This window comes from Paenibacillus terrigena DSM 21567, from assembly GCF_000374845.1.
Lineage (GTDB): Bacteria > Bacillota > Bacilli > Paenibacillales > Paenibacillaceae > Paenibacillus_K > Paenibacillus_K terrigena.
Genome location: NZ_KB895426.1, coordinates 17213 through 37235, shown reverse-complemented (window position 1 = coordinate 37235; position 20023 = coordinate 17213). Strand labels below are relative to the sequence as shown.

The following is a 20023-nucleotide window of genomic DNA, read 5'->3' as shown; positions in this document are numbered from 1 at the left end:
CAATTGATTAATAAGTTAGCTTGGTTGCGCCAATCATCACACCTGTATCTCCGGGATCCTTCAAGGCAATTCGTGAGATTCCCCAATAATCGAAGGACTCTCGCTTAATTTTGTCAACCGTTAAGACAGCACTTCCTGTGCCGATCACCTTGTCCTGTGCAACGAGCGGATAATGAAAAGAGATTTGTACTTGATCTGGCGAAATCGTCTTCGTCTGGAGTGCATCCACCTTGCCCATATGCGGGCTGGAACCGCCTGTCACCCAGAAGCTCTCCATAAATTCCTTCTTCGTCTGCTCACGAAGCTTCGGTGACAACACCGCATATTGCATTCCACCACTTCTCCGCTGCACGCCCCGAATCCAGGTCTGAACCGCTTCCTCTGGCGAGTAAGCTTGCAGTCCATTTTCGAGACTATTGATCTGCATTTGCATCTCCGATGCTTCAGGCATCGTGACGTAGAAGGCATTGTCTTTGTAAGCTACCTTCCCACGAAGTTCTTCGACGATCGACTTCAAGGATACCATCGCCGTCCCGTTCTCCATTTTCAGGTTAAACACACTGCTCGCAAATTCTGCGCCATTGATGAAAATTCGCGAACTCGTTACCGCTGCGTATATTGAACCGGACAACACCAATAGCCCAGCTATGGATGCTATTAGAACCTTTTGTTTAACTATCATCGTTCACCTAACTCCTCGCAGGAAATATTAGGTATTATTTCTCTAGAGCGGGTGAGGTATTCATAAGTGAAGTGTACGATAATTATTCACGATGTACTTATACCCTGAATAGATGGTTAGGACAACTGCCAAGAGCATCAACATAAAGTCAACCGGTAAAGAGGTGATCCATGCAAATGGATAGTTCTTGAGTAGAATGGCGGCGATTGCAACGACTTGCAGGACCATTTTGAGCTTGCCGTGCTTATCAGCCGCCAGTGCTACGCCTCTTGCAGCAGCAAGGACCCGAATTCCCGTGATCACTGCTTCTCTGCCAATGATGAGAACCGCCATCCACGCCGGAATCATACGCTGTTCCACCATCATTAATAACGCAGCCGAAATGAGCAGCTTATCAGCCAAGGGATCCAACAGTTTGCCGAGAGGCGTCACCTGATTATATTTACGCGCAATATATCCATCGAGTTTGTCGGTCGTTGAGGCCAGGAGGAAGATGGACACCGCTAAACCTGATCCATACAGGTTCACTTGACTTAGAAAAGGCATTAGCTCTACCATCCATACCGGATAATGTTGAAGCGCCAGCATAAATAAAGGAATGAGCCCGATTCTTGCAATCGTGATTTTATTCGCTAAATTCATGAGGGTTCCCTCCGATCATGAGCTTACTATTGCTTTAGAAATTCTACGACTTGAGCAGCTTCAGCCCCACCCGCTTCAGCATGATTAATAAGAGGTATACCATGCGGACCTAGGCAATTCTTCAGCTCTGGATTATCACTAATCAGACTTCGAACAATGTCTATTTTTCCGAGCATAGCTGCCGTAAAAATATCCATGCGGGCGCCCTTCGAAATGAGAAAAACGGCGATATCTCTTCTTCCCATATGCGCGGCAGCTCCTAAAGCCGTCTCCCAATCGCCATTCCCCCAATCCCAGCAAGCATTCAATAAGCCAGGCTCTTGCTCAAGCAGCTCTTTAACACGCTCAAAATCACCGTGCGCACTACCGACATAACTTTGTACAAGTTCTGGTGCAATCGATTTACTTTCCATAAATAATCTCCCTTACTGTTCTATTTATTTGAAGAGTAATGCTAACTCTAGGTGCCCTTGTTTAACACACACATCATAGGGGGTATCACCATGATCATTAACCAGCGTCCGATCCACACCTTTTCGCAAATACGTCGTGCTCTAGATTGTGATCCAGAATCTTTTCAAAACATTGCCGTCTTCCTCTACGAAATTCGTATCTTCAATTCCACCGTTATTACGAATTGTTCGCTCCGACCCAATATTCGTCGCATCACAGACAACAAGAGCTTTCGAGATCCCCAGTTCCTTGGTTTGGTGAAGTGCAAGAGCCAAAAGCTTGGTCGCATAACCCTTCTGTCGTTCGGAAGGACGAATGCCATAACCAATGTGACCGCCGGATTGAAACAGTCTTTCGTTCAGTTCATGTCTAATGTTCACAGCTCCGATGACCTTATTCTGCTCGGAAACGAGCCAATACGTAGAATCCGGCACCCAGTTATCAGGCAAGTTCTCACCCTTCTCACGCTCCGTCTGAAATAGCACCAGCTCTTGGAAATCGGATGGATCCTTGCTAATCACCCATGGGACCATACTCTCTCCACTTACGATCCAATCCTGATAAAAATCTATATAAGCTTCCTCTAACTCTACCGTCGGTTTGATTAAATACACCTGCTCAGACATTGTTCTCCACCATCCTGTCACGTCAATAATTGTCCGATAAAAATAACAAAGCCTTCAAAAATAATCAACCCCGCAGAATGTTCAACCCGTTGTTACTATAGTTGATTTCTGTTTCGTCCCACACGCCATCAGAAACACCATCATGGCATAAGCATCAGTGTTCTGGCTAAAAGCCTCGTATGATTGCTTCAAGTTCTCGAACTCCATGGCATTGAGTATGCCTCGCTTATAAAATCCGGTGAACCGTTCACTATCAAACTGCTGCTTAAATCCATCCAGGCCCTGCAGATCACTATGCTGAATAACGGCATCCATATCAACATCTTGATACCCAGCGCTGGCTAACAATCGCGGCAAGCTTCTTCCTATATGTCGATTTCCTCCGTTAGATGATTGTGACTTCGCTATTTTACTCAGAATCAAAGGTAGAATCTCCATTTCCGGTTCAATAACCCCAAATAGGCCATCATCAATATCGATAATCACCAATGTACCACCAGGCTTCAGAACACGCATTATTTCTTGTGCGGCTTGAAGTGGGTCATGTAAATGAAGGAATAACAACCGCGCTATCGCAAAATCATATTCGTTATCCGGTAGCCCTGTGTGATATGCAGAGGCTTGAACGAATTCAACGTGATCAGCTGAAGCATGCTTCAATAATGCCTTCGCTTGATCTAATAGCCCTTGATCGATATCGAGCGCTGTAATCTGGCTATTCGGTAGATTCTCCATTAACTTCTCTGTCATAAACCCTGGACCACAAGCAACTTCTAACACCTTCATGCCATCTTGAAGCCCATACCATTGTAAGTTCCGAAACTCCTTCTCCCAGCCCATCTGGGCTTGAGCTTTTAACCGATTGACCTCGGCTTCCATACCAATACTCGAATGCTGAATATTATAGGTTGATTTTCGTTCTTCCACCGTTTACAACGCTCCTCTACTTACGTGTCATAAATACCTGCACCGGCCCATGCCATGCTTCCCCATGCAGTTCCTTCTCCGTATAAGCTCCGTTCGTATATTCTTCAATCACCCGATTCCAGAAGCGATTCGCCGGGAGGTTCGCAGCTGTTTGGCGGACTTCCCATGAACCTGGAAATTGATCGAATATGGCAAATGCCGCTTGCTTACCATACCCCTTGCCTCTGAACTTCCGCATGATAAAAAAATCGTTTATCGTGTTCGTCGCATCTGCTTCGCTTAATTTTACGAATTCCTTCGGCACGCCTAGAGCGACCAAAGCGAAACCCGCTAATTCGCCATCTACTCTAAAAATCAGCGGACGGCGATATTCGTCTGTCCATTGATGGTCCAAATATTTATATAGATACAACCCGTGCGACGTCAAGGCATGCCCATCAAACTCACTCGAATCATACCGATATAGCTGAATGAGTTGGTGAAGGAGCGTCTTGTCCTCGTAAGGGATTGCTGATATGCCAAACTGACTCATATCCATTCACCTCTTTGTTACTCGAATGTAAGCCTACTTCTTCACGAACTCTATATCTTTTGTGCCGGGTTCTAGCTGCATTTTAATGGCTACACGAACGATCTGATCATTAACATCCGAATGGAAAGTAGCCGGCGTCTTGAGTTGGAATGACTTATATTCCAGTTCGAACGCATGATTTTTCACGCGGTTAAGCGTCAGTTGGATTGAATTAAATGTGACTTGAAGATTATTCTCGATCATTTCTATAACCAGTTCCCCATATCCCGGATGCTCATAGGTACCTATGTATTCGTGCAGTTGATGCGTCAGGTTCTCTGGTTCATTGGCACTTATTTGTTCCTTCGCTTCTTCTTCAGGCTGATGCGTTTCATCTTGATTCTCTGTTTCATTTTCTTTTCCTGTACCGCGTATTCTACCGCTCCAATCGATCTCATCCAACCCCAGCAGCCGATCAAATAGATTATGACGTAATATCAAAGGAAGTGGGCTACCGTTTTTATTAGCGAATATTACGATACCCATATTCTCATCTGGTGAGAAGGCTACCTCCGCCGTAAAACCATCGATACCACCTCCATGATGAAGCACTTGGTGACCTCGATACGGTTCAATAGACCAACCAAGGCTATAACAAGACATCGGAGTTTCTTTTGTGATCCACGAATCCGTAGGCATATGAGGCTTGAACACTTCTGCTAAGCTACTTTCTGAAATAATCTGTTGTCCTTGATGCACGCCTTTATTGAGTAGAAGCATTACCCATTTCGCCATATCCATAAGATTCGAATTGATCGACCCAGCAGGCCCCATCAGGTCAATGTTCCGGAATGGAATACGTTGAAGCATATCTCCTTGATCCATATAGGGTAAAGCATAATTCGGTTGTTTTTGGGAATATTCCACTGAAAAGTTACTTACATTCATCTGCAATGGATTCAAGATCTTGTCTTGAACAGCTTGCTCCCATGTTGTTCCTAGGCGCTGCCCTACGACATAACCTACGATCATATACATAATATTCTGATACTGCCAACCTGAACGAAAATCTTGATTCGGCTCCAAGTACTGTAAACGTTCAATAACTTCTTCTCGAGTAAAGGAAGAATTATAGTGCATCAGTTCATGCCTTGGCAGCCCTGTACGATGACATAACATATCTCGAAGCGTGACCCGTTCGGTTGCGAGCGAATCATACATTTTAAAGTGTGGCAAATATTGCTTTACTGGTACATCTAAGTCTATCTTTCCTTCATCGACAAGAATGCCGGCAGCCACTGCTGTAAAAGCCTTGGTCGTCGAACCAATCGCGAACAACGTCTCTGGCTTGACCTCTAATCCCGCTTCCACGTCCCGATAACCGAAACCCTCAGTCATGATGATTTCTTGATCTTTGATTACCGCGACCGCAAGACCGGGCACGTTCCACAATTTCATCTGCTGCTCAATAAATGGACGAATTCCTTGTAATGCTTGGTTCATTTCGGTCATGATCATTGCTGCACACTCCTTCTCCTACACCTAGCTCATATTTCAGTTGTACTCTTACTTAATTCCTCATATTCCCTCTAGTTCCTGTATAAGCAAGAAAGAAAGACCGAAAACTCTTTGAACCTTGGGTATGTCGAACCATTACTTTGGAACATAACTGCTTTTAAGCAGTTATTCGAGCGACCTTCCGGCTCAAATAGAGAAATAACTGCTATTTTGCATCTATTTGGGCACCACCCGCGCTATTTGAATCGAATTAACTGCTTTATCGCAGTTATTTACGACAAACCAGCTCGCTCTTCCTAAAATAACTGCTATAAAGCAGTTATTCCCTACGCGCCACCTCCATTCGCTCAAATTAACTGCGAAAACGCAGTTATTCCTGCCGCCACCCTATCTCAGCACACCACACATAAAAAGCCCCTATTCCATCACGGAATAAGGGCCTCTTATACACATCACTTACTTCACTTTCTTATATTTCGCCGTACGCGTATCCTCAATCACACCGCTCCAATTCAATCCAAACGCGAAGTCATAGACACGATTCACCGAGTCCACATGGCAGTCCATATCATGCGCGACATCCTCGAACTGTTCCTCGACGGTCTTCATGTTAGCTGGCATCTGCATTGGGAGTAGCGCGGTAGGTTCGACCGCACCTGACACAATTTCCATAATCGCTTGATCCTGTACACCGAAGTTCGCGATGATCGCATCCACTTCCGACTCGAATTCAGCGACGATCGTCGGATTCGTTAAAGTCATCGACACGATGACCGGCTTGCCCTTCATCTTCGCCTTAGTCTCCAGAACACTATCGAGATCCGTCGTATTATGCGGCGTTACGCTCTTGCCAAGATACGAACGGTTCAGCACATCGCTATCACGCGCATCCCCTGCAAGACTCTGTGCCCGACCGTGTCCGGCCGTGTACGTCCGATATTGCAGACTGATCGGCACATACCCATTTCCGCCTTGATCTGCATCTTCCTGGCTATACCCGGTGCCCGAGTTCGGGCTGCAAATGAACACGATCGCGAAATCCGCTTCATCCGGGTTCTCGGTGACGTGGAAATATTTCTCCACAATCTCCAAATTCACAGGATGTTTGAGCGATTCCGGCGTTGGGAACCCGAACCAATCTTTGCCCACTGGCAAATAACGCTTCGGTATATAGACCTTGCTCTTCGGCTGCACCGGGAGCACTTGATTCTTATTTTTCAGCATAACAATCGATTTCAGCTGCGCTTCATAGCCCGCTTCCATGAATGCCGGATTGCCGACGATATGCGTACTCTCTTCTACGTCCAAGTATGGGTTCTCGAACAGCCCCAATTGGAAAATATTCCGAAGCAGACGAACCGCCGACTTTTCAAACCGCTCACGCATATAATCTTCGCCATGCTCGGCAACGCCCATGTGATAGGCTTCCAGCACGGGTTCAATCTCGTTATTGCCCCCGAATTGATCCACGCCAGCCATGAGCAACTTATAATGACGTTCGGCGACGCTCAATTCTTCAACACCCCATGGCTTACCGCTGAGGAACGAATCCTTACTGCTGGACTCATCTGCTGTAATAAGCCAATCTGTGCAGACAACACCGTCATACCCATATTTCTCACGGAGCAAATCGGTCACGAGATACTTGCTGTACGAGTTCCCTACATTCTCGCCATTCACTGGATCTTGATCCACTGAAACGGTGTAATACGGCATCACGGCAGAAGCCTTATCCGTCTTCCCATCCAGCTTGAAAGCGCCATCCGTAAACGGAATCAAATGCTCATCAAAGTTATTTCCCGGGTACACCGCATACTTACCGCAGCCGTAGTGCGCATCCCGACCACCTTCGCCGGAGCCGCCCCCTGGCCAGTGCTTTACCATCGCGTTTACGCTATTGTAGCCCCAGCCGCCCTCTATCTCTTGATCCCCGGTTGAAGTTTGGAAGCCATCGACATACGCACGTGCCAGATCCGTCGTCAGCTTGGAATCTTCCCCGAATGTGCCTGTGAACCGGAACCAACGCGGATCTGTTGCAATATCGATTTGCGGCGAGAGCGCTGTTGCTAGTCCAAGGGCGCGATACTCCTTCGCTGCGATTTCCCCGAATTGACGCGTAATCTCAGGGGTGAACGTCGCTGCAAGTCCTAGGGTCTCTGGCCACATCGAGATATGACCGCCGGCTCCCGCATTAAATTCGGAGTTCGCATCCGAGCTATGTCTTGGGTCCGAGCTGTTATTCGCCGGAATACCAAAGTCCGTTCCTTCGGCGAATGCTTGCACCTTGTTGCTCCAACGCGCCGCGACTTCCGGACTCTCCACACTCGTGACGAGTACATGACGGAGATGATCCTTTGCCAGGAACCCGATCTGCTCATCCGTCAGCTCCCAAGGCTTCGCACAGCTCTCTTCGTAAGTTTTACCGCCATACGTGCTGGCGAACCACCCCGTGCTTACGGCAGGAATCGATTGGTGTCTACTGTATAGCATGAGTCCCGCGATTTGTTCGATCGCCATTTTGGAAGCAAGGTCCTTTGCCCGCTCATCAGCAGACAACCGCCAATCTTCATATTTATCGAGTGTCCCATCTTTGCTTAAATCCTTGAAAAATAGTCCGTCTTGCTCCAATATGGAGACGCCTGATGCTGTCGAGTAGCCCAGTGTTGGGCCTCCGTTATTTTTGACGTACTGAATCACATCCTGTTGTTCTGTTGTAGGTGTTTGTTTCAGATCGGACATCCCTGATCCCTCCTGCTCTATTTCTAGCGAAGATATCGCTTCCATTTCTCTTCCATTATATAAAAAAACGCCTGTCGTCAGACAGGCGGGAACGATAGACTTTAGTAGCCATTTTTAACTTCTTTTTGGGCGTCTTTCTCTCATCCAACTTATCAAGGGTTAAAAATCACCCTAATTCAGAATAGGATTCCGCTGCTTCGCGACTAACCATGTCTGCTTCAAGTGGATCGCGTGACGCATAACCAATTTGCGCCATTGTGCTCGTTGCGAGGAGACTTCTTCTGTGAAAAACTCATCCTTCGCACTGATCTCCAGTAGAGCTAATTTGACTGCATCTAACGCAAGGTCCTCTTCCTGCAGCATATAATGTGCTACTTGATACCCGTACGTCTCTAACCCTTTTAATATCTCGATCTTATGCCCAAAGCTCATCGTTCGATCCATCGGGCTGTACCTCTTTTCTAAGAAGTGGTCTTGGTTATATTTATATTATAGAGATTTAACAACTTCATTTCTTTTTCACGATCCAATGCAGATCCTTCAAGCGCCGTTTCACCTACATAAAGCACTTTTCCATTAGATACATCCAGCGCAGCAATAAGCGGAGTTACACCCTTTTTCATCAAAACATAGACTCGATCCTCGAATAGATTAGCCGTTAGAATCTCTGCTGCGTCTAGCTCTGTAGCCTTAATTGTGGCATAATCCCGCTCTTCTTGACCTGTAGAGAGATTGTAACGCGAGAGATGAACGGCATTTTTATCGACATTGACATAATTCAGGACTTCACCCGTATGTCCGTAGACGGTTCCGTGAATAAGAATCTGCTTCGGATCTGGCAAGGCCGATAGTTTCCCTGATTGATACGAGTAAACATAGAGATGCACCCCACTTGGTTCAAAAGAATAAGAATTCTCTCCCCTTGATTTGACTTTATTCTCTTGCACCTTAAACACAGCATACCCGCTCGGATCCCCTGCATTGTAGAGGATATCATAATCAAACTCTATATCTTTGTTCGTATTATTCCAATGCGTAATTTGTTCCCCCTGGATGAAGGCACCACTCTCAAAGTTCAGCATATAGTCAAAATATTGAATAGATTTATCCGTATCCTGTGAAGCAAGTACATGAAGCTGATCTTTGATTCGCTGTACATCAACCACATTGGTGAAATTACTAGAATCAGACTTGACAGGGATTTGTGTTGTGTATTGCTGAACCTCATCGGTTTTGAGATTCAATCGCTCCACACTTAATTCAACTTCCTTCTGATTAACACGTCCCAATGGACTCTTCACCTTCACATAAACCAACCATTCATCATCCTTATAGAAACCTTCGGTTTGGTCCTTGCCGCGCATGAACTGCCGGTGGTCGCGTACCCATTGTTCCATCTCCTTATTGTTATATACCCATGAACGCGCACCTAGAATCTGATCACGCAGGGTCTCTCGACTCCGATACTTGCTTCCATTCCCGTTAACGACCAATGATTCCGTATGCATTCTTCCATCATAATTACCGGAAAGTTCTAGGTCTGCTCCCTCTTTCGGATCTCCTTGAACCGTCGTCAGCTTATATTCAGGCAAATGATCCGCTGCGCCATAAGTATAATACGTACACAATATGCCAAGCGTACAGACGCCGAGAACAATCGATAGTAAATAACGTTTCATCGTAATCCCTCCTTTATACCGTAATCTTCTTGCGAAGAAGCCAGAATCCAAGACAAACCGAGATTACAGAGATAAGGAGGCAAGCAGCTAGCTCCATCGTATAGATTTCACTCGGATACCAATAACTGTTCGAACGGTCCAGACCTAGGATGAATGGGGAAAGAATCACACCCACACATGCCGCGGAATAACCAATTGCATACAGAATGCCTAAGCGCCGGTAGCTTCGCTCAAGTAGAACCGCTGTAAATATGACGATGACGCCGATAATCCCTAGTCCATAGGAATAGATGAATTGCTCAAATTGCTTTGGTAACAACGTGTCCAGCACAGGAATTATCGTACTCGCTTCAACGAAAGTCGAATCCGTTCGCATACCAGCCGGCACGATCGTTTTAAAGAGCATATTCTCTCCAACCAACAATACCAATTGGAAAGCAATCATACTAAATACAAAGGTCAAAATAGCTGTCAGCTTAGATACATAGAGTACCCATCTCGCCGATGGCAGCATCAGCAGCCGATAAATGAACGTCGACCGACCGAACCAATCGCGGTACCAGATGATCATTGAATACAAGACCAGCACGGTAATGCTCAGCAAAATCGGCAGGATGAACCACACTTTTGTATTCACGATGGCCCATGGGAACGAAAGGAATTTAGGAATGGCAAATCCGACCTCCGCTTGGGTAAGCCCTTTCTCCTTGGCTGATACGACACGCTGGATCGTCCAAATCAACGATCCGCACTGGGACAGCAGCGTTACCACCATTAAGGAAGCGAGAATATACCGGAAGCGATGAATTTCCATGTTGACCAATTTCAAATACCGATTCATCCCGTATACACCTCCCTCATCACATCAATGACGGACTTCCCTTCCGTCGTACGCATTTCCTCGCAATCAAAGGCAAGCTGAACCGAACCATTCTGAAGCAGTACTGCTTGATCGATCAAATGCTCCATGTCATCAATTTCATGCGTGGTTAGAAGTACCCCACGATCCTCGATAAGATCCGTTGAGAAGACTTCCGCAATAATCTCGCGGCTGAACATATCAATCCCTGAGAACGGCTCATCCATTAAGATGTAGTCCGTGTCCTGCGATAAACCGAGTAATAGGCTGTACTTCGCTGCCATCCCTTTAGACAGGTTACCCACACGCTCCGTCCGATCCAACTTAAAGAACGCCAATAATTCATTTGCACGAACGTCATTCCAATTCCGATAGAAATCCTTCATGAACTGGATGCCCTCCGACAATCTCATCCCGGTTGGTGTCGTTAGGTGATCGGGTACGAAAGCAACCTTCTCATACATCGCCGGCCCAACAGGCGCATCATCAATTCGAATCATACCGCTCTTCAGCGGTGTAAGACCCATAATTGCCTTAAGTATCGTCGATTTGCCCGCTCCATTGATGCCGATCAGGCATGTAATCTGCCCTTTCTCCGCGGTGAAGGAGACACCGTTCAATACTTTGCGTCCACGAAATCGTTTATGAACATCAATAACCTCAATCATGGATGCTGCCCCCCTCCTCCGCTTGATTCGTACGGGCACGTTCCTCCACATATTTCGTCCTGACAAGATCCAGCAGTTCATCGACGGGTACATCAATTCTCCGAACTGACACGACAAAAGATTCCACTGCACTTTCTATGAGTTCCGAACGGATAGCTCGCAATATTGCAGCCTCCTCGGTAATCCGACTCGGTGAATTTCCCTCTGTAATAATCAACCGCTGCTCCTCCATTTCCTTATAAGCTTTCTGCGCTGTATTTGGATTTATTTTGAGCAATGCGCCGAGTTCTCTGCGGGAAGGAATAACCTGCCCTGCCTTCAATCGGCCTGTTGCGATCTGCTCTTTGAAATGCCTAACGACTTGCAGATAGACAGGGTCTCGGTTATTAAAAACAACACTCGTCCACCCTTCATTCATCATTATGTTCACCCCTCGTCTTCATCGCCAAGTGTGTGTACTATGTAGTTCATACACTTCATGTGTGTATTATGCCCGTAATACATCATAGTGTCAATAGCTCGTTTTCATTATTTTTATCTCGTATAACATGATCCCAATGAAATAAAAGAAGCCTACTCCTCGTCGGAATGGCTTCCATATGCCCCTCATAGTAGGCTGTCTATCGCATCCAGCACAGCTTCAGCATTATTCGAACCGATCTGATACTTCGCCGCCCTCTTCACAATGTCACTCGCATGTTCCATCGCATAACTGTAATGTGCATGCCTTAGCATTTCAATATCATTGCCGCTATCGCCAAAAGCTACCGTCTTATCGTCTGCAATCTGCCATTTTTGCTGAAGCATCCGAATGCCATGCGCCTTGTGAATGCCTGTCACAATAATATCCACATCCCCATGGCCACACGCCACAGGGGTAACCTCCTCCCCTAACTCACGTTTTAAGTTCACAAGTCCTTGATCCAGCTCTTCAAGCGGAAACCGAAGGGCAAATTTGAACAATTGATCCTCAATCCGCGTTAAATCTTCTACTCTCTTTAAGCGATGGTAAAATTGAATGGAATAGTCATAATAGTCATCGGATTCATCATGGTGCATGTACGCACTTTGTTTGCCGCATATCGCAATGTTCGAGGAAGGATAGTGCTTCAGAATTTCCAGCGTCTTCGCAATCGTCTCCACGGACATTCGACCTGTGAACACTTCCTCATTCCCGTCAACGATATAAGCGCCATTCTCCGCAACAAAAGCGATTTCATGTTCAATTTCAGGGAAGAAGGATTTCAGCTGATAATATTGATTCCCGCTAGCTACGACAAAGCGAATCCCTTTTCTTTTCATCTCCGCATACTGCTCCCGAAAGCGATCCCGATTGTAGTCCTTACGGTCATTTAGAAACGTGCCGTCCATATCTACAGCGATCATCTGAATACACATTTTCAAGTCCTCCTATTTTTCATTCGTTTAACGCCACGCCCGCTTGATGACGATAAAATCTACCAATGCCCAGCAGCAGGATGAGCAAGTAAATTACTGCAAAGCCAGCAATATACCATAGCGCAGATACCGTGCCAGAATGGTCCATCGCATACCCGATCAAGGCAGGGAAGACCGCTGCTCCGAATCCGGCAAAAGCCGTAACCAGACTGGTCACGAGCCGCGCCATGCCAGGAAACGTATGATTCGCGTACACCATTGTAATCGAATAGACGCCCGACATCGTTAACCCCATCATTATGACCAAGATAAAGCCGACCACGGCCTCCCTACATAACGCAAACAGGATGATCACCGCGAGCGTGCCGAACATACTCCAGCGCAAATATTGCGCATAATTTACTTTGCGGATAATCCAACCCGTAGCTGCTCTGCCGACGACCATCGCCATCCAGAATAGTCCTATACTCAGTGAAGCGTAATAAGGTGTAACTTCTAAATGGTTCAGGAAGATGGAAGACATGAAATGATTCAGACTCCCTTCGATCCCGCTATAGATGAAAATCAAGAAGACGAATGCGAACAGTATGTAGCGCTTCATGTGGTTGTTCTTGAACATCGGCGGCGGTGCGATATTCGCATCCAACGGCTGTGCCTCATCTGACCGCTCCTTCGCAAAGGATATGAAGCACCATACCACGGCCATGATCAATCCAAGACAGGCCGTTACGAAAAAGGAATACTGCCAGGCCTGGTTCGCAATCAATACGCTGGCGATCAGCGGCATACAGAGCGCACCAATACCGAATGATACTTCAAGATAACTCATAACCACCGCACGGCGGCCCACGAACACTTCCATCATGAGCGTTGCTACGACACACTCGATAGCAGCGGCGCCAACACTATTCATGAAATTGAGCGCCACAACCCAGCCGAACGACGGAAGCGACCCTATACTGAGCTGTGCGATCGCAATGATAACCGCAGAGAGCGCGAGGACATACTTTTCTTTCTTCAATCCTCGCATAAGCCATGCGGAAATCGGCACGCCTGCAATAAATCCGACTGCACTCACGAAGACCATTTGCCCCCCGACCGTATAAGATTGTTCATAGTGAGCAAGCAATTGCGGCATCACGGAACCGATCGTTGTTATGACCAGTCCTGCTAGAAAATACAATGAATACGATGCAATCGCAAAGGTTCTCATGCCTTAGCCTCCTTCTAGAATTAGGAATATTCCTGCTGATGTTGTTCATTGTAAAGAATGAAATGCGTTTCAAGTCAAGCATACAAATCCTTATTTCTAAAAAAGAAATCGACATGTTACAATGAGTCCGAATGTGTAGAAAAGGGGGAGAGCCTTTATGGCGAATATTAAAGATGTCGCTAGGATGGCGGGTGTCTCCATTGCAACCGTGTCCCGCGTTCTCAATGATCATCCTTATGTCGCTAAGGACAAGCAAGAAAAGGTTATGGCAGTCATGAAGGAACTGAATTATTCGGTGAATGGCAACGCGGTAAAGCTCAGCCGAGGAAAGACGAATACCATTGGCGTCATTGTGCCGTATAACAATAACTCTTGCTTCGATGAACTCATTAACGGCATACTGAGAAAAGCCCATGAATTACATTACCAAGTTCTCTTGCTGCCTTCGTATTACGAGAATGTCATTGAGAGCAGCTATCTTACACTATTGAAAAAGAAGACGATCGATGGCATTCTGCTCACGTCGCATACCCTACATCATGAACAAATTCAAACCTTGTCCGAATGGGGCAAAATCGTATGCTGCGAGGCTTGTCCTGTCCCGCATATTCCGTCTGTGTACCCAGATCGATATGCCGCGTATATTGAAGTGTTCAACCATTTGAAGAACAAAGGCTATGAGCATATCCATTTCACTTCGGGGAGAGATGTTCAATCGAGTCCAAGCACCCGATTACGCATTCAGGCGTATCAAGAAATCATCTCCGAGGATTATGAAAATCAATTCTTCGACCAATGCTTCGACTATCAAGAAGGGAAACGTGCTGGCGAGGTCATGTTCCAGAAGCCGATCATCCCAGACGCGATCTTCACCAATGGCGACGAGGTCGCCGCTGGCATTATCGCTGCAGCGCAATCACTCGGCTACAGCTATCCGCGAGATTTCGAGATCATTGGCGAAGAGAACACGCCATTAAGTGAAATCCTAGGCTTCCCGAGCGTGAATTATCATATGACGAGCATTGGCGAACAGGCCGTCTCGCTCTTATTGAGTGAAGAGAATGCGCGAATCCCGGTTCGGCATTCTCTCGTCATCAGAGCTAAGGCAGGAGCGAGTGCGCCGTCCTAGCGCAGCTCCATCCACTCTGCCGCCCCTCCACAAAAAGAAGCCAGACCCTTGAGGGACTGACTTCTTTTGTGTTGTTCGAACCCTTCATGAATGTCAAAAGGAGGAGGGGTGTCACGTGGAAGAGCCTGCGTCCGATCTTTGGTAGCCATTTGTATCCTTCCAATCTATTCAAGCAAATGGCGGACAAGAATCGGCTGGAACGAGACACCCCTCCCCTCCCTCTACATTCATCCCCCACAGTCGAACAACAAAAAACCAGACCCTCACAGGTCTGGCATCTTTTATATATTCCCTAGTATAAGTCCCGCCGTCTCCTCAATCGCTTTATCCGTCACATCGATGACCGGACACTGCAGCTGCTCGGCGAGCGCATGCGCATAATCAAGCTCCTCTTGAATGCGTTCCCGTGTCGTATAGCTTGCGCCTGCTGGGAGACCGAGTGTCTTCAATCGTTCGGTCCGAATTTTGAGCATCTGCTCCGGGTCCATCGTGAGCAGGACAACGCGTTGATTCGTGAGCTGGAACAGTTCCTTCGGTGGCTTCATCTCCGGTACGACGAGCACATTCGCTGTCTTGTAGCCTTTATGACCGAGGAAAATGCTGAGCGGTGTCTTGGAGGTACGCGATACGCCGAGCAGCACGATGTCCGCTTCAGGCAGCGTCTTCACATCCTGACTATGATCATATTGCACCGAATATTCAATCGCTTCCATGCGGCGGAAATAATGTTCATCCAGCTGATGCAGCAATCCCGGCTTACGGCTCGGCGCATCATGGAATGTATCAATATAGGCTTGCATCATCGGACCCATAATATCGACGGCACGAATCCCGAGTCGGATGGCTTCGGATCGCATCATTTCCCTCAGTTCAGGCTGAACGAGCGTGTACGCAACAAAACCGCCGATCCGACTGACTTCTTCCATAATGGCGCGTATATCATCTTCATACTTAATTTGCCCGATTCGACGCAACTGTACGTCTTGTCCGGCAAATTGCTTCATTGTCGCTCGAACGACACTCTCCGCCGTCTCACCGACGGAGTCCGAGCATATGGTGATCATCTGCTGTGACTCCTGCCCCATTCATCCTTCTCCCCTTTTTCCAATATGGCTCAAGTCAATACGACTTTCGGTTCGTGATCATAAGGTAACTTGATGAAACCCATTCATTTTGCAAGTTTTAAAATAACTTTATTCACGGTCGTCTTCGAAATGCGTCCGACGACTTCCCATCTCTCTGGCGATTTGCTCTCTCCATACGGGATAACGACAGGTAAGGTGCTGATATGATGATCATCCATTTTCCGGGCAACATCCAGTAAATGATCCTCTGGGGAAGCCGTCACGATATTCGGCATCCGTGTCATGACGACGCCAACCGGCAAAGTAGCTGCACTCGGGTTACCGATCGTTACCTTCAGCAGATCCTTGCTGGAAATGACGCCGAGCAGCACTCCATCTTCGTCCGTCACGATGAGTACACCGGTATTGCCCAGGAACAGCGCAACAGCCGCATCGCTTACCGTGGCGGTCTCGCGCACGATAATCGGCGGCATCTGCACATCTCTCACCAGGACATCTGGCGAGACTAGGTTTTCTTGACGATTCTGCTTGCCGAGGAAATATCCGACCTTCGGCTTCGCATCCAAATGACCGAGCATGACGAGAATCGATAAATCCGAACGAATGGTTGGCCGACTGACGCCAAGCTGTTCAGCAATCTGTTCCCCGGTAATCGGAGCATGATCTTGTACAAGTTGTAGAATTTCATATTGCCGCGACGATAGCTGTATGACCCTTCACTCCTTAATTCTTACTGAATTCGGTTCAGCTTACAATTACCCTCATCATATCGTATCTGCACCTATTCGTCCATGTCCTTAGCCGCTATAAGGATCGGAGGAATCTTCCCTCACGACGCCGGATTCAGCAGAACATTGACCACTTCTACACTGACTATAATAAACGGACGGTTTCTCCGTCTCTACCATGTCAATAATGCTGTTACAACGCGAGCAGAGCACAACGCCCCATCTTAACTCATTCATCGCTTCATTCATGTTGTTTCATCCCCTCTTCATTATGAAATAAGTCCGGTATATATGATGTAACAATCTTAAGGAATCAGAACGTATAGTTCATCTGCTACTGAAAAGTGTATGTGGCTTATATTGTACTTATTACGCTCTTTTTATGTGGATAGATAATAGTTGTTGCAAAAATAAGATATACATCATATGATTTATTGTGTCATAATAAATAGAGAATGTAAAGCCTAATAATACATCATAAATAGAGATGGAGGCCCTATAATGCAAAGACTATTATCACTAGAAATGGTGCGAGTAACGGAAGCGGCAGCCATCGCGGCTGCGCAATGGACCGGTAGAGGCATGAAAAATGAAGCAGACGATGCGGCGACAACAGCCATGCGGAGCATGTTCAAAAATGTGCCGATTCACGGGAAAGTCGTCATCGGCGAAGGCGAGATGGATGAAGCGCCGATGCTATATATTGGAGAAGAGGTCGGTAATGGCGAAGGCGAAGCGATCGACATTGCCGTCGATCCTGTTGAAGGTACGGAGCTCGTCGCGAAAGGCTTGAACGGAGCGCTTGCGGTCATGGCGATCGCCGAACGCGGACAGCTCCTTCATGCGCCGGATATGTATATGGAGAAGCTGGCCTGCGGTCCTGCGCTTGCCGGCTTATTGAGCCTTGACGATCCGCTCGAACTGACGCTGCAGAAAGCCGCTTTTGGGCTTGGCAAGAAACGTTCGGAGCTGACCGTCTCTATTCTGGACCGCGAGCGTCATGCCAAGCAGCTTCGTATTCTACGCGACGCGGGCGTTCGCATTCGATTGCTCAATGCAGGCGATGTCGCGGGTGCCATGGCACCTTCTTTTCCAGAGTCAGGGGTCGATCTCTATATCGGATCTGGCGGTGCGCCGGAAGGGGTATTGGCCGCAGCATCGCTGACATGCCTTCGCGGGGAAATCCAAGGCAGATTGATGCCGATGAACGAAGAAGAACTAAATCGCTGCTACGCGATGAATATTATGAATCCGCACGAAGTGCTAACGATGGAACGAATGGTAGGTAAAGGCGATGTCATCTTCGCGGCAACAGGAATCACGCAAGGTGATTTCGTCGGCGGTGTGAAGTTCCTCGCAGGCGATCAAGCCGAGACACATTCCATTGTGATGCGTGCCGAGACGCGTACGATTCGATACCTACGCTCCATTCACTACATGCCGAGCAAGCCTCAACTAGACGCCTATTTAGGGCAAGTCATTTAAACGTTTTGACTACTTAGCTAAATTCTTAAATTTTGTTATGCATTCTCTTCTATTTTTGATATAATGAGGACGCCTGATGAATTGAATACCCCCAGGGGTGCTGGAATGGCCGGCTGAGATTGTGTCCCATATGACACTGACCCTTATACCTGATCTGGATAATGCCAGCGTAGGAACGAAGCTTATTTTCTGTGATATTCGCTTATGCTAACGCCTCCGGTTGGGGGCGTTTTTTATTTGTCAGTCGAACTACAGAAAATCAAAAAAGGGGAGAACTGTCACCATGAAAAAATCACTATGGCTCATCTGTCTCACACTATTCATCGTCATCGCAGGATGCAGCGGCAAAACAGAAGAACCAACCAAAACTGCAGAACAGAGCGGTGAGGCAGCTCAGCAGCAGGAAGCACCGAAAGAACTAACGAAGGTCAAAGTCGTACTCGACTGGACGCCGAACACGAATCATACCGGGCTATATGTCGCGAGAGATAAAGGATTTTTCAAAGAACAAGGCTTAGATGTCGAAATCGTTCAACCAGGTGAAGGCGGCGCAGATATGATGGTCGCAGCGGGGAACGCCGAATTCGGGGTTAGCTACCAAGAGAATATTACACTCGGACGTACGCAGAACGTGCCCATCGTCTCGCTAGCGGCGATCATTCAGCACAACACTTCAGGATTCGCATCCCCTGTAGACAAGAACATTAAGTCGCCAAAAGATTTTGAAGGCAAAACCTACGGCGGCTGGGGATCTCCGAATGAAGAAGCAATGCTACAGTCCTTGATGGAGACCGAGAAAGCGGATGTGAAGAAGGTCAACAATGTGAGCATCGGCAGCGCGGATTATTTCACAGCGACGAAGAGCAACATCGACTTTGCATGGATCTACTATGCGTGGACGGGTGTGGAAGCCGAACTGCGCAAAGAGCCGATGAACATGATTTATTTGAAGGACTACAGCTCAAAATTGGATTACTATACACCAGTTCTTGCTACAAGCGAGAAGATGATTGCCGAAAAGCCTGACCTCGTACGCGCCTTTGTCAAGGGTGCAGCAGAAGGATATGAATTTGCGATTCAGAAACCGGATGAAGCAGCAGATATTCTCATTAAGGCAGAGCCAGATTTGAACGCCGATCTTGTAAAAGCAAGCCAGAAATGGCTCAGCCCGCGTTATCAAGACGATGCAGCGGCTTGGGGCTTACAGAAGCGTGACGTGTGGGTCAACTATGCGGATTGGATGACAGAACACAAATTGCTGACAGGCACATTTGATCCGGACAAAGCGTTTACGAATGATTTTTTACCGAAACAATAAAAAGAGAGTGAGGAATGGAACATGGCCAACGCACTACTGAGTATTCAAATTATCCCGAAAACATTAAACTACGAGGATGTCATCCCTTATGTGGATCGCGCTATTTCAGTCATCAATAATTCCGGCGTGAAATACCGCGTCGCACCGCTTGAGACGACGATGGAAGGCGAACTCGGCGAGCTGCTCGATATTGTGAAAGTCATGAACGAAGCGATGATCGACGATGGTTGTCCAGCCGTGATCTCGCAGGTCAAAATTTTCTATAATCCAACCCATGGCGCATCCATGGATAAGTTAACGGAAAAATACGATTAAGTGAGAGTTCAAAAAGTCGGCTTTTTGAACATCCTCGATTAAGGATGT

The 20023-nt window shown here is 47.1% G+C and carries 22 protein-coding genes and 1 riboswitch; of the genes, 4 read left to right on the top strand and 18 right to left on the bottom strand.

The window, feature by feature from the left end; all coding sequences use genetic code 11:
* Window positions 1-7: 7 nt before the first annotated feature.
* From C558_RS32875 to C558_RS0126110, 15 genes are all read right to left on the bottom strand, one after another.
* Window positions 8-682, bottom strand: a complete 675-nt coding sequence (locus C558_RS32875) for a hypothetical protein (RefSeq protein WP_018759264.1) — start codon at window positions 680-682, stop codon at window positions 8-10.
* Between the two features lie 60 nt (window positions 683-742).
* Complete coding sequence (gene pgsA, locus C558_RS0126175) at window positions 743-1324, bottom strand: CDP-diacylglycerol--glycerol-3-phosphate 3-phosphatidyltransferase (protein WP_018759263.1); 582 nt, start codon at window positions 1322-1324, stop codon at window positions 743-745.
* 26 nt (window positions 1325-1350) lie between these two features.
* Window positions 1351-1737, bottom strand: a complete 387-nt coding sequence (locus C558_RS0126170) for an ankyrin repeat domain-containing protein (RefSeq protein ID WP_018759262.1) — start codon at window positions 1735-1737, stop codon at window positions 1351-1353.
* 141 nt (window positions 1738-1878) lie between these two features.
* Window positions 1879-2403: a GNAT family N-acetyltransferase gene (locus tag C558_RS0126165; RefSeq protein ID WP_018759261.1), complete on the bottom strand. Its 525-nt coding sequence runs from the start codon at window positions 2401-2403 to the stop codon at window positions 1879-1881.
* 81 nt (window positions 2404-2484) lie between these two features.
* A complete protein-coding gene (locus C558_RS0126160) occupies window positions 2485-3330 on the bottom strand; it encodes a class I SAM-dependent methyltransferase (protein WP_018759260.1) in 846 nt (281 codons plus the stop codon).
* 16 nt (window positions 3331-3346) lie between these two features.
* Window positions 3347-3862, bottom strand: a complete 516-nt coding sequence (locus C558_RS0126155; RefSeq protein ID WP_018759259.1) for a GNAT family N-acetyltransferase — start codon at window positions 3860-3862, stop codon at window positions 3347-3349.
* 33 nt (window positions 3863-3895) lie between these two features.
* Window positions 3896-5359, bottom strand: coding sequence for a serine hydrolase (locus tag C558_RS0126150; protein WP_018759258.1), 1464 nt, complete (start codon window positions 5357-5359; stop codon window positions 3896-3898).
* Between the two features lie 456 nt (window positions 5360-5815).
* Window positions 5816-8098 carry a glycoside hydrolase family 3 protein gene (locus C558_RS0126145; protein WP_018759257.1) on the bottom strand — a complete coding sequence of 761 codons (2283 nt, stop codon included), beginning with the start codon at window positions 8096-8098 and terminating at the stop codon, window positions 5816-5818.
* Window positions 8099-8269: 171 nt separating this feature from the next.
* On the bottom strand, window positions 8270-8542 hold the full coding sequence (locus C558_RS31950; RefSeq protein ID WP_018759256.1) for a hypothetical protein: 273 nt from the start codon (window positions 8540-8542) through the stop codon (window positions 8270-8272).
* A 17-nt stretch (window positions 8543-8559) separates the two neighbouring features.
* Window positions 8560-9777 carry a hypothetical protein gene (locus C558_RS0126135; RefSeq protein WP_018759255.1) on the bottom strand — a complete coding sequence of 406 codons (1218 nt, stop codon included), beginning with the start codon at window positions 9775-9777 and terminating at the stop codon, window positions 8560-8562.
* A 13-nt stretch (window positions 9778-9790) separates the two neighbouring features.
* Entirely contained in the window at window positions 9791-10618 is an 828-nt protein-coding gene (locus C558_RS0126130; RefSeq protein ID WP_018759254.1) for a hypothetical protein, read from the bottom strand.
* A complete protein-coding gene (locus tag C558_RS0126125) occupies window positions 10615-11304 on the bottom strand; it encodes an ATP-binding cassette domain-containing protein (RefSeq protein ID WP_018759253.1) in 690 nt (229 codons plus the stop codon). Before C558_RS0126125 ends, C558_RS0126130 begins: the two co-directional genes overlap by 4 nt.
* Entirely contained in the window at window positions 11297-11725 is a 429-nt protein-coding gene (locus tag C558_RS0126120) for a GntR family transcriptional regulator (protein WP_018759252.1), read from the bottom strand. Before C558_RS0126120 ends, C558_RS0126125 begins: the two co-directional genes overlap by 8 nt.
* A 185-nt stretch (window positions 11726-11910) precedes the next feature.
* Complete coding sequence (locus C558_RS0126115; protein ID WP_018759251.1) at window positions 11911-12702, bottom strand: Cof-type HAD-IIB family hydrolase; 792 nt, start codon at window positions 12700-12702, stop codon at window positions 11911-11913.
* Window positions 12703-12721: 19 nt separating this feature from the next.
* Window positions 12722-13915, bottom strand: a complete 1194-nt coding sequence (locus C558_RS0126110) for an MFS transporter (protein ID WP_018759250.1) — start codon at window positions 13913-13915, stop codon at window positions 12722-12724.
* 157 nt (window positions 13916-14072) lie between these two features.
* On the opposite strand from C558_RS0126110, the gene C558_RS0126105 reads away from it, so the two are divergent.
* Window positions 14073-15044: a LacI family DNA-binding transcriptional regulator gene (locus C558_RS0126105; protein WP_018759249.1), complete on the top strand. Its 972-nt coding sequence runs from the start codon at window positions 14073-14075 to the stop codon at window positions 15042-15044.
* Between the two features lie 281 nt (window positions 15045-15325).
* On the opposite strand, the gene C558_RS0126095 is transcribed toward C558_RS0126105, so the two are convergent.
* From C558_RS0126095 to C558_RS0126085, 3 genes are all read right to left on the bottom strand, one after another.
* Window positions 15326-16129: a pyruvate, water dikinase regulatory protein gene (locus tag C558_RS0126095; RefSeq protein WP_018759247.1), complete on the bottom strand. Its 804-nt coding sequence runs from the start codon at window positions 16127-16129 to the stop codon at window positions 15326-15328.
* An 83-nt stretch (window positions 16130-16212) separates the two neighbouring features.
* Window positions 16213-16812, bottom strand: a complete 600-nt coding sequence (locus C558_RS0126090; protein ID WP_342662357.1) for a CBS domain-containing protein — start codon at window positions 16810-16812, stop codon at window positions 16213-16215.
* Between the two features lie 114 nt (window positions 16813-16926).
* Complete coding sequence (locus C558_RS0126085; protein WP_018759245.1) at window positions 16927-17106, bottom strand: GapA-binding peptide SR1P; 180 nt, start codon at window positions 17104-17106, stop codon at window positions 16927-16929.
* 252 nt (window positions 17107-17358) lie between these two features.
* Between C558_RS0126085 and glpX the strand changes: the two genes are divergently transcribed.
* The 3 genes from glpX (at window position 17359) to C558_RS0126070 (ending at window position 19975) form a co-directional block, all read left to right on the top strand.
* Entirely contained in the window at window positions 17359-18342 is a 984-nt protein-coding gene (gene glpX, locus C558_RS0126080; RefSeq protein WP_018759244.1) for a class II fructose-bisphosphatase, read from the top strand.
* 83 nt (window positions 18343-18425) lie between these two features.
* Window positions 18426-18535: riboswitch (TPP riboswitch) on the top strand.
* Window positions 18536-18625: 90 nt separating this feature from the next.
* The gene (locus tag C558_RS0126075) at window positions 18626-19660 is read left to right on the top strand and encodes an ABC transporter substrate-binding protein (RefSeq protein WP_018759243.1); all 1035 of its coding nucleotides are present in this window, start codon (window positions 18626-18628) and stop codon (window positions 19658-19660) included.
* Between the two features lie 21 nt (window positions 19661-19681).
* A complete protein-coding gene (locus C558_RS0126070; protein ID WP_018759242.1) occupies window positions 19682-19975 on the top strand; it encodes a thiamine-binding protein in 294 nt (97 codons plus the stop codon).
* The last annotated feature ends 48 nt before the right edge of the window (window positions 19976-20023 follow it).

Excerpts from the sequence above, each read along its gene's own strand:
- C558_RS32875 (WP_018759264.1), bottom strand. The coding sequence starts at position 682 with ATGATAGTTAAACAAAAGGTTCTAATAGCATCCATAGCTGGGCTATTG.
- pgsA (WP_018759263.1), bottom strand. The coding sequence starts at position 1,324 with ATGAATTTAGCGAATAAAATCACGATTGCAAGAATCGGGCTCATTCCT.
- C558_RS0126170 (WP_018759262.1), bottom strand. The coding sequence starts at position 1,737 with ATGGAAAGTAAATCGATTGCACCAGAACTTGTACAAAGTTATGTCGGT.
- C558_RS0126165 (WP_018759261.1), bottom strand. The coding sequence starts at position 2,403 with ATGTCTGAGCAGGTGTATTTAATCAAACCGACGGTAGAGTTAGAGGAA.
- C558_RS0126155 (WP_018759259.1), bottom strand. The coding sequence starts at position 3,862 with ATGAGTCAGTTTGGCATATCAGCAATCCCTTACGAGGACAAGACGCTC.
- C558_RS0126150 (WP_018759258.1), bottom strand. The coding sequence starts at position 5,359 with ATGATCATGACCGAAATGAACCAAGCATTACAAGGAATTCGTCCATTT.
- C558_RS0126145 (WP_018759257.1), bottom strand. The coding sequence starts at position 8,098 with ATGTCCGATCTGAAACAAACACCTACAACAGAACAACAGGATGTGATT.
- C558_RS31950 (WP_018759256.1), bottom strand. The coding sequence starts at position 8,542 with ATGGATCGAACGATGAGCTTTGGGCATAAGATCGAGATATTAAAAGGG.
- C558_RS0126135 (WP_018759255.1), bottom strand. The coding sequence starts at position 9,777 with ATGAAACGTTATTTACTATCGATTGTTCTCGGCGTCTGTACGCTTGGC.
- C558_RS0126130 (WP_018759254.1), bottom strand. The coding sequence starts at position 10,618 with ATGAATCGGTATTTGAAATTGGTCAACATGGAAATTCATCGCTTCCGG.
- C558_RS0126125 (WP_018759253.1), bottom strand. The coding sequence starts at position 11,304 with ATGATTGAGGTTATTGATGTTCATAAACGATTTCGTGGACGCAAAGTA.
- C558_RS0126120 (WP_018759252.1), bottom strand. The coding sequence starts at position 11,725 with ATGATGAATGAAGGGTGGACGAGTGTTGTTTTTAATAACCGAGACCCT.
- C558_RS0126115 (WP_018759251.1), bottom strand. The coding sequence starts at position 12,702 with ATGTGTATTCAGATGATCGCTGTAGATATGGACGGCACGTTTCTAAAT.
- C558_RS0126110 (WP_018759250.1), bottom strand. The coding sequence starts at position 13,915 with ATGAGAACCTTTGCGATTGCATCGTATTCATTGTATTTTCTAGCAGGA.
- C558_RS0126105 (WP_018759249.1), top strand. The coding sequence starts at position 14,073 with ATGGCGAATATTAAAGATGTCGCTAGGATGGCGGGTGTCTCCATTGCA.
- C558_RS0126095 (WP_018759247.1), bottom strand. The coding sequence starts at position 16,129 with ATGGGGCAGGAGTCACAGCAGATGATCACCATATGCTCGGACTCCGTC.
- C558_RS0126085 (WP_018759245.1), bottom strand. The coding sequence starts at position 17,106 with ATGAATGAAGCGATGAATGAGTTAAGATGGGGCGTTGTGCTCTGCTCG.
- glpX (WP_018759244.1), top strand. The coding sequence starts at position 17,359 with ATGCAAAGACTATTATCACTAGAAATGGTGCGAGTAACGGAAGCGGCA.
- C558_RS0126075 (WP_018759243.1), top strand. The coding sequence starts at position 18,626 with ATGAAAAAATCACTATGGCTCATCTGTCTCACACTATTCATCGTCATC.
- C558_RS0126070 (WP_018759242.1), top strand. The coding sequence starts at position 19,682 with ATGGCCAACGCACTACTGAGTATTCAAATTATCCCGAAAACATTAAAC.